This is a genomic window from Kaistia granuli DSM 23481, assembly GCF_000380505.1.
In the GTDB taxonomy this organism is placed as follows: Bacteria; Pseudomonadota; Alphaproteobacteria; order Rhizobiales; family Kaistiaceae; genus Kaistia; species Kaistia granuli.
On the sequence record NZ_AQYH01000007.1, the window covers coordinates 504,566 to 519,081 of the forward strand.

8 protein-coding genes are annotated in these 14,516 nt (G+C 65.1%); 6 read left to right on the top strand and 2 right to left on the bottom strand.

Annotated features, from left to right (window positions below; genetic code table 11):
* Positions 1–155: 155 nt before the first annotated feature.
* From G342_RS0112315 to clpB, 6 genes are all read left to right on the top strand, one after another.
* Positions 156–1,409, top strand: coding sequence for an aspartate kinase (locus tag G342_RS0112315; RefSeq protein ID WP_026304373.1), 1,254 nt, complete (start codon positions 156–158; stop codon positions 1,407–1,409).
* Positions 1,410–1,572: 163 nt separating this feature from the next.
* The gene (gene ptsP / locus G342_RS0112320) at positions 1,573–3,840 is read left to right on the top strand and encodes a phosphoenolpyruvate--protein phosphotransferase (RefSeq protein ID WP_018183452.1); all 2,268 of its coding nucleotides are present in this window, start codon (positions 1,573–1,575) and stop codon (positions 3,838–3,840) included.
* A 5-nt stretch (positions 3,841–3,845) separates the two neighbouring features.
* Entirely contained in the window at positions 3,846–4,916 is a 1,071-nt protein-coding gene (gene prfA, locus G342_RS0112325) for a peptide chain release factor 1 (RefSeq protein WP_018183453.1), read from the top strand.
* Entirely contained in the window at positions 4,913–5,785 is an 873-nt protein-coding gene (gene prmC, locus G342_RS0112330; RefSeq protein ID WP_018183454.1) for a peptide chain release factor N(5)-glutamine methyltransferase, read from the top strand. The genes prfA and prmC overlap by 4 nt, the downstream gene beginning before the upstream one ends.
* A 464-nt stretch (positions 5,786–6,249) precedes the next feature.
* A complete protein-coding gene (locus G342_RS0112335) occupies positions 6,250–7,500 on the top strand; it encodes a DUF4167 domain-containing protein (RefSeq protein ID WP_018183455.1) in 1,251 nt (416 codons plus the stop codon).
* Between the two features lie 265 nt (positions 7,501–7,765).
* Positions 7,766–10,366, top strand: a complete 2,601-nt coding sequence (clpB, locus tag G342_RS0112340) for an ATP-dependent chaperone ClpB (RefSeq protein ID WP_018183456.1) — start codon at positions 7,766–7,768, stop codon at positions 10,364–10,366.
* A gap of 140 nt (positions 10,367–10,506) precedes the next feature.
* Here the strand turns inward: clpB and catB are convergent, their stop codons facing one another.
* A complete protein-coding gene (gene catB / locus G342_RS0112345) occupies positions 10,507–11,136 on the bottom strand; it encodes a type B chloramphenicol O-acetyltransferase (protein WP_018183457.1) in 630 nt (209 codons plus the stop codon).
* A 301-nt stretch (positions 11,137–11,437) separates the two neighbouring features.
* Entirely contained in the window at positions 11,438–13,591 is a 2,154-nt protein-coding gene (locus tag G342_RS0112350; protein WP_018183458.1) for a M23 family metallopeptidase, read from the bottom strand.
* Between the last annotated feature and the right edge of the window lie 925 nt (positions 13,592–14,516).

The window sequence follows — 14,516 nt, forward strand, 5'->3', positions numbered from 1 at the left end:
CGGTAAACCGGGATGGGGTAGCCGGCTTCGCGCCGTTGCCGTTGCGGCTTCTATCCGAAGCCGCTATGAAGGCGCCCGTCCGGTTGTTCTTCTTGGCCGGAACTCCTTCAATCTCTTCCGCAATTGCTGCGGAACCTGCCCTTCAAAGGTTGATGATGGCCCGGCTGGTGATGAAGTTCGGCGGAACCTCCGTCGCCGATATCGATCGCATCCGCAATGTGGCTCGTCACGTCAAACGCGAGGTGGATGCGGGCTTCCAGGTTGCCGTCGTGGTATCGGCCATGTCGGGCAAGACGAATGAACTCGTTGCCTGGACGCGCGACGCGGCCGCCATGCATGACGCGCGCGAGTATGATGCTGTCGTGGCTTCCGGCGAGCAGGTGACGTCGGGTCTCCTGGCGATCGCGCTGCAGGAAATGGGTGTCAACGCACGCTCCTGGCAGGGCTGGCAGATCCCGATCCGGACCGATGCTTCGCACGGCGCGGCGCGGATCGTCGAGATCGACGGTTCGCGTCTGATCGAGCGGCTCGAGCAAGGCCAGGTGGCCGTCGTCGCCGGCTTCCAGGGCCTTGGCCCGGACAACCGCATTGCGACGCTCGGCCGCGGCGGCTCCGATACCAGCGCCGTCGCCATTGCCGCGGCGATCAAGGCCGACCGCTGCGACATCTACACGGACGTCGACGGCGTCTACACAACCGATCCCCGGATCGTGCCGAAGGCCAAGCGCCTCGACCGCGTCTCGCATGAAGAAATGCTCGAGATGGCGTCGCTGGGTGCCAAGGTCCTGCAGGTGCGCTCTGTCGAACTGGCCATGGTGCATGGCGTCCGGACCTTCGTGCGGTCCAGTTTTGTCGATCCGCAGGACCCGCGGCTCGTCGATCCCAACAATCCCCCAGGCACCCTCATTTGCGACGAGGACGAGATCGTGGAAAAGCAGGTTGTCACCGGCATCGCCTATGCCAAGGACGAGGCGCAGATCTCGATCCGCGAAGTCGCCGACAAGCCGGGCGTCGCTGCGGCGGTGTTCGTGCCGCTGGCGGAAGCCAACATCAATGTCGACATGATCGTGCAGAACGTCTCGGAAGACGGCACGACGACCGACATGACTTTCACCGTGCCGACGGCCGATTTCGATCGTGCCTGGAAGGTGCTGGAGGAATCGCGTGACTCGATCGGCTATACCAGCGCCCAGGGCTCGCGCGATCTGACCAAGGTGTCGGTGATCGGCATCGGCATGCGAAGCCATGCCGGCGTCGCGGCCTCCGCCTTCAAGGCGCTGGCCGGCAAGGGCATCAACATCCGCGCGATCACGACCTCCGAGATCAAGATCTCGATCCTGATCGACGCCGCCTATACCGAGCTCGCGGTCCGGACCTTGCACTCGCTCTATGGTCTGGACGCAGCCTGATCAACAGGCCTTCGGACCTGACGAAACAACATTGTATCTTCTGCCTAACTCGTGCCACGACTAGGTAGGAAGCATGCCGGAGCGCGGCCGAATCGGCCGGCTCCGGAAGGCGGTTTTCGGTGGTCGAAACCCGTCATAGTTCAAGCTTTGGGGAAGGCGGACCATGCGGGGTTCACTCGCCGGGCCGCGCGTCCTGCTCCGTCGCCTGCGCGAGATCATGGCGGAGCCGATCAGCGCGCAAGACCGGCTCGACAAGATCGTCGCCCAGATCGCGGCCAACATGGTCGCCGAGGTGTGCTCGGTCTATGTGCTCCGCGCCGATGACGTGCTCGAGCTCTATGCTACCGAGGGTCTGAACCGCTCGGCGGTTCACCACGCCGGTCTGCGGGTCGGTCAGGGCCTCGTCGGCTTGATCGCCTCCGAGGCGCGCCCGCTCAATCTGCAGGACGCCCAGAGCCATCCTTCCTTTGCCTATCTCCCGGAAACCGGCGAAGAGATCTACAACGCCTTCCTCGGCGTGCCGATCCTGCGCGCCGGCCGCACGCTGGGCGTGCTCGTCGTTCAGAACAGGGCGCACCGCACCTACTACGACGAAGAGGTCGAAGCCCTTCAGACGACGGCGATGGTGCTCGCGGAAATGATCGCCGTCGGCGAGCTGCAGGGCCTGGCGAGGCCGGGCACGTCGCTTGACGTCAAGCGCCCCCTCTCCCTGAAGGGCACGCCGCTTTCCGACGGTATCGCGCTGGGCCATGTCGTGCTGCACGAGCCGCGCGTCGTCGTGACCCAGTTGCTCGCCGAAGATTCCGACAAGGAAAGCCGACGCCTCGAGCAGGCGATCGCCAATCTGCGACTGTCCGTCGACGATATGCTTTCGCGCGACGATATCGCGCCGGCCGGCGAGCATCGCGACATCCTCGAAGCCTATCGCATGTTCGCCTACGACCGCGGCTGGGTCCGCCGCATGGACGAGGCGATCCAGAATGGCCTTTCGGCCGAGGCCGCCGTCGAGAAGGTGCAGAGCGATACGCGCGCCCGGCTGCAGCGCCAGACCGATCCGTATCTGCGCGAGCGGCTGCACGATTTTGACGACCTCGCCAACCGGCTCCTGCGCGAACTGATGGGCAAGTCGCATGGTCCCGATGGCGGCAGCCTGCCGAAGGACGGCGTCATCGTCGCGCGCAACATGGGCGCCGCCGAACTGCTCGACTATGACCGCAGCCGGCTGCGTGGCCTGGTGCTGGAGGAGGGCGGGGCGACCAGTCACGTCACCATCGTCGCCAGGGCTCTCGGCATCGCCACCATCGGCCGCGCCGCCAACATCGTCTCGCTGGTCGAGAACGGCGACCCGATCATTCTCGACGCCGATACCGGCGAGGCGCATGTGCGGCCTCCGGCGGATGTCGAGGCCGCCTATGCCGAGAAGGTCAAGTTCCGTGCCAAGCGCCAGGCCCAGTACCGGCTCCTGCGCAACAAGCCGGCGGTCACTCTCGACGGCCATCGCGTTTCGCTCAACATGAATGCCGGCCTGCTGGTCGACCTGCCGCATCTGGTCGAGGCGGGCGCCGAGGGCATTGGCCTGTTCCGTACCGAGCTGCAGTTCATGGTCGCCTCGACCATGCCGCGCCTCGACGAGCAGACGGCGCTCTACGAAGCCGTGCTGAAGGCGAGCGGCAATCGGCCGGTGGTCTTCCGCACGCTCGATATCGGCGGCGACAAGGTGCTGCCCTACATGCGGATGCAGCCGGAGGAAAACCCGGCGCTCGGCTGGCGCGCCATCCGGCTCGGCCTTGATCGCCCAGGCCTGTTGCGGATCCAGCTGCGCGCGCTGCTGCACGCGGCCGGCGGGCGCGAATTGCGCGTCATGCTGCCGATGGTGACGGAAGTCGGCGAAATCCACCGGGCCCGCGCGCTGCTCGAACGCGAGCTGACGCAATTGCGGCGGCACGGCCACAAGGAGCCGACGCGGATCCTGCTCGGCTCGATGCTGGAAGTTCCGGCACTGCTGTTCCAGCTCGATTCGCTGATGCAGGCCGTCGATTTCGTGTCGGTCGGCTCCAACGACCTGCTGCAATACATGACCGCCAGCGATCGCGGCAACACGCGTGTCGCCAGCCGTTTCGATCCGCTGTCGCGGCATTTCCTGCGCACGCTGGCCAGGATCGTCGAGGCGGCGGACCGCCACGAGACCCATGTTACGCTTTGCGGCGAGATTGCCAGCCGTCCCCTGGCGGCGATGGCTTTGACCGGTATCGGCTTCCGCTCGCTGTCGATGTCGGCGGCGGCCATCGGCCCGGTCAAGGCGATGCTGCTGGCCCTCGACGTCGGCCGGCTGAAGGCCGTGCTCGATCCCATGCTTGCCCTGGACGATGGTGGAGACGGCGTCCGCGCGGCGCTGACCGCTTTCGCCGAATCCGAAGGCCTACCGATCTGACTACGATGCTCCCGACCGGACTTCCCTGGGACAAGATCAATCACCTCGTCGCCCGCGCCGAAGTGATTGATCAGAAGCTCGCCGCGACCAGCGACGGCGGCACCCTCGTGCAGCTCTCCAAGGAGCGGGCCGAGTTGCAGGATATCGTCGAAGCCGTGCACCGCCTGAAGGCGGCGGTGGCCGAGCGCGAAGCGCTCGACGATCTGGCTGACGATCCTGAAATGGCGGCGCTGGCCGAGGAGGAGCGCGAGGCGCTCGACGCCCAGGTCGAGACGCTGACGCAGGAAATCCGCGTGCTGCTCCTGCCGCGCGATGCCGCTGACGAGAAGAGCGCGATCCTGGAAATCCGGGCCGGGACGGGCGGCGACGAGGCCGCCCTGTTCGCCGGCGATCTGTTCCGCATGTACCAGCGCTACGCCCAGCTGCATGGCTGGCGCATGCAGGTTCTCTCCGAGAGCGAAGGCGACGCCGGCGGCTACAAGGAAATCATCGCCGACGTCACGGGGCGGGGCGTGTTCGCCCGGCTGAAATTCGAATCCGGCGCCCACCGCGTGCAGCGCGTGCCGGCGACGGAATCGGGCGGCCGCATCCATACCTCCGCCGCCACCGTCGCCGTCCTGCCGGAAGCCGAGGATGTCGACATCGATATCCGTCCGGAAGATATCAAGATCGACACCACGCGTGCCTCCTCGGCCGGTGGCCAGCACGCCAACACGACCGATACCGCCGTCCGCATCACCCATTTGCCGACGGGGACTGTGATCGTTGTCGCCGGCCGGTCCCAGCACCAGAACCGCGCCCAGGCGACGCAGATCCTGCGCGCTCGTCTGTTCGACATGGAGCGCGAGCGGCTTTCGTCGGAGCGCGCCGCCGATCGCAAGGGGCAGGTCGGTTCGGGAGACCGCTCCGAGCGCATCCGGACCTATAACTTCCCGCAGGCCCGCGTGACGGATCACCGGATCAACCTGACGCTCTACAAGCTCGAGGCGGTGATGGCCGGCGAGGCTTTGGACGAGATCATCGGGCCGCTGATCACCGAGCACCAGGCGGGCCTTCTCGCCGCGCTCGATTCATGACCGGCGTCGCCGCGACGCTTTTCGCCGCGCGGCAGAGCGCTGCGAAACGGCTGGCGGCAGGGCTCGGCGCCGATGCGACCCCGGCGCTGGATGCGCGCCTGTTGATCGCCGCGGCGATCGGCGTCGCGCCGGACCAACTCCTCTTCCTCGATGATCGGCTTCTGTCGGAGCCGGAGATCCGCGCCATCGAGCAGGCGATCCTGCGCCGTCTGGCGGGTGAGCCGGTCGCCCGTATCGTTGGCGAGAAGGAATTCTGGGGCCTGAGCTTCCGTCTGTCGGAGGCGACGCTGGTGCCGCGTCCGGACACCGAGACGCTGGTCGAGGCGACGCTGGCCTGGATCGATCGCAGCGGCCGTCACGACGAGGCGCTGCGTATCGTCGACATCGGCACCGGTAGCGGCGCCATTCTCATCGCGCTGCTGAGCGCGCTTCCGAACGCCATCGGACTCGGCATCGATCTCTCCGAACAGGCGGCGCGCACCGCCCGCGACAACGCCGAACGTCTCGGAGTCGCCGACCGGAGCCGGTTCATTGTCGGCGCTTGGTCGGATAGTTGCGGCCAATTTGATGTAATCGCCTCCAATCCTCCCTATATTGTGCGTGATGTCATCCGGACGCTGGATCAAGAGGTCAGGGACCATGATCCGATGTTGGCGCTGGATGGTGGGATGGATGGGCTTGATGCCTATCGTGCGATCCTTCACGATCTTGAGCGGGTGATGGCACCCAAGGGTGCGACGTTTCTGGAAATCGGTTTCGATCAGGCCGCTGCCCTCCGGGCGATGGCGCGGTCGGTTGGTCTTGATGCGTCGGTTCATCCCGATCTCGCTGGTCATGACCGTGTCGTGGAACTGCACAGGATCGATTGAGATGTCCGTAGGAGGGCAGATTGGCGGTGATGGGGCCCGCCTTGAATAATCCGCTTGGAAATCAGCCACGAAACAGCTAGTTTCCGAGCCGCCGCAGATGGATTTGATGCGACTCCCGAACGCCGAAGCTACGGCCGCGATCAGGAGTGGCGCGGTTAGAGGCCACTGGATTGGCCATGAGGGTCGGATCGGGGGAGATCGGCCAGGCTCTGGTAGCTCGAACGTCATCTCTACTCGGTACGACACGAATTTCCCGGACGCCCCGCTTCGGCGGTGGCCAGTTTGCCCTCGGTCTGCCATGCGGACTTCGGCTGCACGATCTGCGGGATTGTGATGATCGCCTTCGCCGGTTCCGGCCTCTCGAGCCCAGGCTCGTGACGACCCGATCGACGGAATTGTCCGACCGGCGTTTCGCCTTGGTCGATGAGATTGTTTGACCTTGTTGGTCACGGAAGAGAAAATTCATGAGACAAGGACAGCAGAACAACAATAACAACAAGCGGATGCGCGGGCGGAACAACAATAACAACAACAGCAACAGCGGTGGCAGCCGCAAGGGCCCCAACCCGCTGACCCGCTCGTTCGAGAGCAACGGTCCCGACGTCAAGATCCGCGGCACCGCGCTCCATATCGCCGAGAAATACGTGACGCTTGCGCGCGACGCGCAGTCGTCCGGCGACCGCGTGATGGCCGAGAATTATCTGCAGCATGCTGAGCACTATTTCCGCGTCATCGCGGCGGCTCAGGCGCAGAACCCCCAGAACAACCAGCAGCCGCAGCCCTTCTATCGCGCCGATCAGGACGATGAGGGTCTCGACGAGGAAGACGATCGCTTCAGCGAGCGCTTCGGTCAGGCCCATCAGGAGCGCAACCAGCAAGGTGAGCGTCAGCCCGGCCGCGAGAACGAGGGCGGCGGCGCCAGCCCGAATGACCAGCAGAACTACGTCAACGGCGGGAATGGCGGCGACCAGCGCGACGGTTCCGAGCGTCAGGGTTCTGACCGGCAGGATCGTGGCGAGCGCCAGGATCGCGGTGACAGGGCGGAACGCGGCGACCGCCAGGAGCGCTTCGATCGCTCGGCCCGCGGCGAGCGCCAGGATCGTGGCGAACGCCAGGCTCAGCCTGACCGGCAGGGTCAGCCCGACCGTCAGAACCAGCCGAGCCAGCAGGAGCGTGGTGAGCGTCAGGAGCGTCCCGAGCGTCAGGATCGCCCGGAACGTCAGGCCCGTCCCGACCGCGGCGAGCGTCGCGACCGTCCCGACCGGAGCGATCGCAACGAACGTTCGCAGCTGCCGCGCTTTGTGACCGGCGGACCCGCACCGCAGCCCGCACAGGAGCAGCCTCAGGCTGTGGTGGAAGCGCCGAAGCCGGCCATGGAAGCGCCGAAGCCCGCGCCGGTCGAGGCCCCGGTTCAGGCTGCGGCCGTCGCCGTTGCGCCGGTTGCCGACGCGCCCGTCGTCGAGGCTCCCCCGGTTGCCGCGCCGCCGGCGCGTGTCCGGGCGAGCCGATCGTCGGCGGCGGCTGCCGCTGCCGCAGCGGCGGCCAATGCCGAACAACCCGTCCTCAAGCTGGACGAACAGGCCGAGGTCGGCGCCGGTACCGAGGAGGAATTCCGTCCTCGTCGTCGTCGCACGACCCGGACGCGCGTTCGCGCGGCCGACGGCTCGGAGGGCGCTGAGCCCGCGCTGACCGCAGAGCCGGCCGGCGAAGAGTAGACCTCGTCCGCTTTCCGCGGATTGGAGAACGCCCGGGCTCGACGCCCGGGCGTTTTTTTATGCGCACGCCTGCACCGATCCGCGTTGCCGACAATCGTTCTGCTACTGCCATATTTGTCCGCTCGCGCCCCTTCCTGTTGCGATGTTGCCACACCATATGGTTGATAGCGGCAGGCCAAGAGTGGATGTCGCCGAATGTAATTCCATATCTTTGGAGCGGCCCATGCGTGCCTTCGGGGCGGTGGGACCGGGTCAGGAGGTACTCATGAATTTCGAAAACTATTCCGAGCGCGCGCAGGGATTCATCCAGTCGGCGCAGACGCTCGCCATGACGCGTGGCAACCAGCAGTTCACGCCTGAACATCTCTTGAAGGTTTTGCTCGACGACGAGGAAGGTCTCGCCGGCGGTCTGATCGATAGCGCCGGCGGCAATTCCCGGCAGGCCCTGGCCGCGACGGAACGGGCACTGGAAGCCATGCCGAAGGTTTCCGGCGGTGGCGCCGGGCAGCTCTATCTCGCACCGCCCCTCGCGAAGGTGTTCCAGCAGGCATCCGATCTCGCCAAGAAGGCTGGCGACAGCTTCGTCACGGTTGAACGGCTGCTGCTCGCCTTGGCTCTGGAGAAGGACGCGAAGACCGCCGAGATCCTCAAGGATGCCGGCGTCACACCGGTCACGCTCAACCGTGCGATCGAAGCGCTGCGCCAGGGCCGGACCGCCGATACGGCCGGCGCCGAGGGCCAGTATGACGCGCTGAAGAAATATGCCCGCGACCTCACCCAGGTGGCGCGGGACGGCAAGCTCGACCCGGTTATCGGCCGCGACGACGAGATCCGCCGCACCATCCAGGTGCTGTCGCGCCGGACCAAGAACAATCCCGTGCTCATCGGCGAACCCGGCGTCGGCAAGACTGCGATCGCGGAAGGGCTGGCGCTCCGGATCGTCAATGGTGACGTGCCGGAGAGCCTGAAGGACAAGCGCCTGCTCGCCCTCGACATGGGCTCGCTGATTGCCGGCGCGAAATATCGCGGTGAATTCGAGGAGCGCCTGAAGGCCGTTCTCTCCGAAGTCACGGCGGCGAATGGCGGCATCATCCTGTTCATCGACGAGATGCACACGCTGGTCGGTGCAGGCAAGGCGGATGGGGCAATGGATGCGTCCAACCTCCTGAAGCCGGCGCTGGCGCGCGGCGAGCTGCATTGCGTCGGCGCCACGACGCTCGACGAATACCGCAAGCACGTCGAGAAGGACGCGGCGCTCGCCCGTCGGTTCCAGCCGATCTTCGTCGGCGAGCCGACCGTCGAGGATACGGTCTCGATCCTGCGCGGTATCAAGGAGAAATACGAACTGCACCATGGCGTGCGGATCACCGACTCCGCGCTTGTCTCGGCGGCGACGCTCTCGAACCGCTACATCACCGACCGCTTCCTGCCCGACAAGGCGATCGATCTTGTCGATGAGGCGTCGGCGCGTCTGCGCATGCAGGTCGATTCCAAGCCGGAGGCGCTCGACGAACTCGATCGTCGCATCATCCAGCTGAAGATCGAGCGCGAGGCGCTGAAGAAGGAGACCGACCAGGCGTCGAAGGATCGCCTGGAGCGGCTCGAGAAGGAGCTGACGGACCTTGAGGAGGAATCGTCGGCCTTCACCCAGCGCTGGCAGGCCGAGAAGCAGAAGCTGAACGCCGCGCAGAAGCTGAAGGAACAGCTCGACCAGGCGCGCAGCGACCTCGACAAGGCGCAGCGCACCGGCGACCTGGCCAAGGCGGGCGAGCTTGCCTATGGCACGATCCCGACGCTCGAGCGTCAGCTTGTCGAGGCCGAGAAGGCGCAGACCGGCGCGATGATGGAGGAGGCGGTGACGCCCGACCATATCGCGCAGATCGTTTCGCGTTGGACCGGCATTCCGGTCGACCGGATGCTGCAGGGCGAGCGCGAGAAGCTGCTCCGCATGGAAGACGAGCTGGGCCGCCGCGTCGTCGGCCAGGGCGAGGCCGTGCATGCCGTCTCGACGGCGGTCCGGCGGGCTCGTGCCGGCCTGCAGGATCCGAACCGGCCGATCGGTTCGTTCCTGTTCCTCGGCCCGACCGGCGTCGGCAAGACGGAGCTGACCAAGGCGGTCGCCTCCTTCCTGTTCGACGACGAGACCGCGATGGTCCGCATCGACATGTCGGAGTTCATGGAGAAGCACTCCGTGGCCCGGCTGATCGGCGCGCCTCCTGGCTATGTCGGCTACGAGGAGGGCGGTGCCCTGACGGAGGCGGTACGGCGTCGGCCCTATCAGGTCGTGCTGTTCGATGAAGTCGAGAAGGCGCATCCCGACGTCTTCAACGTGCTCTTGCAGGTGCTGGACGACGGTCGTCTGACTGATGGCCAGGGCCGCACGGTCGACTTCAAGAACACGCTGATCGTCATGACCTCGAACCTCGGCTCCGACTATCTCGCCCATCTTCGTGATGACGAGGACGTCGACGGCGTGCGCGAGCAGGTGATGGCGGTGGTGCGCGGGCATTTCCGGCCCGAGTTCTTGAACCGGCTCGACGACATCATCCTGTTCCATCGCCTGAAGAAGAGCGAGATGGGGCGGATCGTCGAAATCCAGCTCGGCCGTCTGGCCAAGCTGCTCGAGGAGCGCAAGATCACGCTCGAGCTCGACGATACGGCCCGGAGCTGGCTGGCGGAGAAGGGCTACGATCCGGCCTATGGCGCGCGTCCGCTGAAGCGGGTGATCCAGCGCTACGTGCAGGATCCGCTGGCCGACAAGATCCTCGCCGGCGAGATCGCCGACGGTTCGCTGATCAAGATCACGGCCGGAACGGACAGGCTCCTGTTCCTGCCGCGCGGCGAGACGGCGTCCGAAGCCGCCTGACGGTCGTCTCGATTGCGGCATGGGTTGAGCCCCATGCCGCCCGAGACACCACAAGAAGCGAGGGCTGCGCTGCCCTTCCGGCAGCGCAGCCCTTCTTCATGCCGGCGTCCCGTTGTTGGGCGGGCGATGCAGTCCGCAGATTAGGCGCTGCGCGACCGCCATTGCGCATGCAGCGCAGCGACGTCGCCCGAGCAGAGCAGTGGCATGGCATCGCGGATGTCACCGAGATCCCAATCCCACCAGGTCATCTCCAGCAGCATGGCGATCGTGTCGTCGTCGAAACGCTTGCGGATTGGCCGGGCGGGATTGCCGCCGACGATCGTGTAGGGTTCGACATTTTTCGTCACCAGGGCGCGGCTGCCGATCACGGCGCCGTGGCCGATCTGGATGCCGGGCATGACCATCGCTTCCGATCCGATCCAGACGTCATGCCCGATGACCGTGTCGCCGGCCGGCTGGTAGGCGTTCACGGCGCCGGCGAAGGCCGGCTCCTCCGGCACGAAAAAGAATGGGAACGTCGTGACCCAGTCGTTCCGATGTCCCTGATTGCCGGCCATCATGAACGACGCCCCGCTGCCGATCGAGCAGAAGCTGCCAATGATCAGCCGGTCGACATCGTTTCGGTCCGGCATCAGGTAGCGAGCGCAATCGTCGAAGCTGTGTCCGTGATAATAGCCGGAATAATAGCTGTAGCGGCCGACGACGATGTTGGGATTGGTGACCTGCTCGGTCAACGGTTTGCCGAGGAACGGGCTTTCGAAATAGTTCATGGGGTTTTCCATGCAACAGCCCGCCGGCGAGCTTGCGCATCGCTTCGGGGCGCCTGGATAAAGAGATATCGCGCTTCTCGCGAAGCGGATGACGGGAAATACGGGAGCGGCGCCGGTCCGGTGACCGGCTGGCTCCTACGATGTTCGCGTCGCTCTATCGCTTTCTGGAAGCATCAGTTTCTCGTTCGCTCTGCGGGACGCCCTGGAGGCGATCGTCGCTTCAAGGACGACGAACGCCTCTAGATTTTTGTCCGTTCCGTTTTCTGTAGGCGAGCTGGTTCTCGCTTCGCTCGAAAACGGACTAGTTGGTGGCTTCGTCCTCGGTGGCGATCGCCGCCACCTTGGAGCTGGCCGGCGTGCCGATCAGCGTGTCGATGCGCGCCTTTTCCTGCTTGAACGCGGTCAGCATGTCGCCTTGCAACACGCGACCGCGCGGCAGTCGCACGCGAAGCGGGTCAACAGGCTTGTTGTTGATGCGGACCTCGTAGTGCAGATGCGGCCCGGTCGACAGGCCGGTCGAGCCGACATAGCCGATCAGTTGGCCCTGCCGAACCTTGGCGCCGGGACGAACGCCCTTGGCGATCGCCGACTGGTGCGCATAGGCCGATTCATAGCCATTGGTGTGGCGGATCAGGGTGAAGTTGCCATAGCCCGAGCTCCAGCCCGCCTTCTCGACCGTGCCGTTGCCGGCGGCCAGAATCGGCGTGCCGCGCGGCGCGGCCCAATCGACGCCTGGATGCAGGCGCTGGTAGCCGAGAATGGGATGCTTGCGATAGCCGAAATTGGAGCGCAGGACGCCGCCATTCATAGGCTTGCGGATCAGGAACTTCTTGGCCGAACGACCTTCCTCGTCGAAATAGTCGACGACGCCGTCATCGGCCGATCGATAGCGATAATAGCGCTTGGTGGCGCCATCGAGCGTGATCGCCGCATAGAGGATTTCTTCGTCCTCGGTATCTGCGGCGTCCTCGGGCAGCGAATGGAACACCTCGAGCCCATCGCCCGGGGCGACGCGGGACTGAAAGTCGACGTCGTAGGAGAAAATGTGAATGAGCTCTGTAATCAGCGGCCCTGGGATCTTCTGCTCAAGCGCCGTCTCATAGACAGCCTGATAGAGCCGCGGCATCGGGCCGTCATTGCTGCTCGCCGGCTGGTCGGCTGTCTCGAACTCGTCGGTCGAGGTCTCCGGCTCGTCGGCCCGGACGAAGGTATCGTCGTCACGGCGGGCGACGGTCGCCTGATGCGAGCCTTCCTCGTAGATCGAGACCCGCATCGGACGCGGCGCCTCGCCTTCCGAGGAGAACAGAATGCGCACTTTCTGGCCGACATGCAGATCGGACAGATCCAGCAGGTCGGACATCGCGGTGAGAATGCTCTTGGCGTCGTCGGCAGCGACGTCGTTCTGGGTCAGGATGTCTTCGAGCGTATCCTTCTTCTCCACCGCAGCGATGCGCTCGTCGGAGGAGAGCGCGGAACCGGTCTTGGTGACGAAGGAAACGTTCTCCGGCACGATGCGGACGCCGAGCGCCGAGAACGGATCGGTGCCACTCTCGTCGAAGGAGAAGCGATCCGGATCGACATAGGGCATGGCGGCGATCTGGATGCCGTTCGAGACCATCGGCTCGATCGCGGCGCGGGCGACCGCCTCCGCCTCGGCCGGGCTGAAGCTCGGCTCCTCGTCGCCGGGTGCCTGGTCGAGCGGGAAGTCGACGACCTTGATCGATACTTCGCCTTCGACGTTGACGCCGTAGATCTGTTCCTGGTCGGCGCCGATCGTCACCGTTTCCGCGCTGGCGTCGGCCACATCGGCGCCATCGCCACTGCCACCGGCATCGCCGCCGTCAACCGCGACAAGGCCGTCGTCGCCGCCATCGCCCGATGCGCCCTCATCATTGATGACGCCCAGTTTCTCGGTCGTCGGCGCGGCGCTGTCATCGCCACCGCGGGGACCCGCCGCGGCGGCCACGATCTTGGCTGGATCATAGGCTGGCACGTTGTCGCTGAGCGACGTGATGGTGGTGGCGAGCGACGTCGAGATCTTGGCGAAGGGCTTCAGCTTGATCAGGTCGCGATCGCCCTGCTTGGTGACCGTGCTGACCTGGATCACCTGCCGGTCGGATGCCGGTTCGCGTGCCGCGCGGATGCGGTCGCCCTTGGAGCCGTTGGTGACCGGTACGTCGCCGCCCGCCTCGGAGGCGCGCAAGGCGCGTCCGGCTTCCGGCGGGAAGGCCAATTGGTGCCGGCCGTCGAGGGCTGCCATCAGGGCGCCGCCCATCAGGATCGTCGAGGTGAAGCCAGTAAGGACCGTACCGGTCAGCCAGCGTATGCTGACGCTGCGGCGCTGCGGAACACCTTCGCGCGTGTCACCGACCGTCAGGGGCGGTTCACGGCCGAGGTCGATCCCCGCGCCATTGGGGCCTCTCGCAACCGCGCCGTTGCGCGTCGATCCCTTCACGGTCCCGTCTACTCCCCGTCGCGGACAGCCTGGCGGCTGCCTCTCATTCGATCCTGAGCTGCCTCGCAATGACGAAGGAACTTGCCGTCATGGGCGCCCCAAGTCAACGAAACGGTTCCCAATTCCTGGACGAGGCGCGATCCGTGCGCGCCATTCGAGAGCGTTTTCGCGAGGAACCGGCGAAATACGTCTCAGTGCCGTTCCTGTGAAGTCGTCCCTCATCGTGTCAGCAATATGGCTTCGTGCTTGTCGTGCCTCCTTCTCGCGCGCGAACCTATACATGCGAAGAACAGGGAAGGGGGAAAGTCGCTGCCTGGAGGGGTTCGAGCGCCCCGCATTGCCCGTGCAGGATCCGCGGCTGACCCTGCGCGGCTCCGATGGGCGCCTGCGAATGGCTGGGTCCGCGTTCGCTGCTGTGCTTCGATTCCTTAACGAAAATTAATCTTTTCAATCACTTAGGTTGGATTGGCTGATTTCTGCGGGTTGTGCGGTGTTGTGGGCCGGCTTATCCACATGGGTTGGGTGGTGGGGGTTTGGATGGCTCGAATTGTTGTAATTCGCGGTTGACGGGGTCGGGTGTCGTCCGTATAAACCACCTCAAGAACGCGGGCGGCACCGCTGCCAGCGAACGGAAAACTCGTCTCTGAGTTTTGTTATTTGGGTGGTTGACTGGTTGTCGGAAGATGACTAGATAAGCGCCTCCGGTTCGGCCGGGCGGTTTGGTTCCCAGGGTTGCTCTTTTGGGTGGCTTGTTTGGATCGAGCGGTTTGGTTTTGAGCTTTCGACAGGGTAAGACCTGTCTGTTGTTTGACAAGTGAATAGGAAGAAAGAGAAACGTAGACGGCGATGTCCTTGCGGCTTGTCCAGGTAACTGGATGAGCGAAAAGAGACTTCGGCGGTACTACGTTTTATCAAGCTCGCTTAG

Excerpts from the sequence above, each read along its gene's own strand:
- G342_RS0112335 (WP_018183455.1), top strand. The coding sequence starts at position 6,250 with ATGAGACAAGGACAGCAGAACAACAATAACAACAAGCGGATGCGCGGG.
- prmC (WP_018183454.1), top strand. The coding sequence starts at position 4,913 with ATGACCGGCGTCGCCGCGACGCTTTTCGCCGCGCGGCAGAGCGCTGCG.
- clpB (WP_018183456.1), top strand. The coding sequence starts at position 7,766 with ATGAATTTCGAAAACTATTCCGAGCGCGCGCAGGGATTCATCCAGTCG.
- ptsP (WP_018183452.1), top strand. The coding sequence starts at position 1,573 with ATGCGGGGTTCACTCGCCGGGCCGCGCGTCCTGCTCCGTCGCCTGCGC.
- prfA (WP_018183453.1), top strand. The coding sequence starts at position 3,846 with ATGCTCCCGACCGGACTTCCCTGGGACAAGATCAATCACCTCGTCGCC.
- catB (WP_018183457.1), bottom strand. The coding sequence starts at position 11,136 with ATGAACTATTTCGAAAGCCCGTTCCTCGGCAAACCGTTGACCGAGCAG.
- G342_RS0112315 (WP_026304373.1), top strand. The coding sequence starts at position 156 with ATGGCCCGGCTGGTGATGAAGTTCGGCGGAACCTCCGTCGCCGATATC.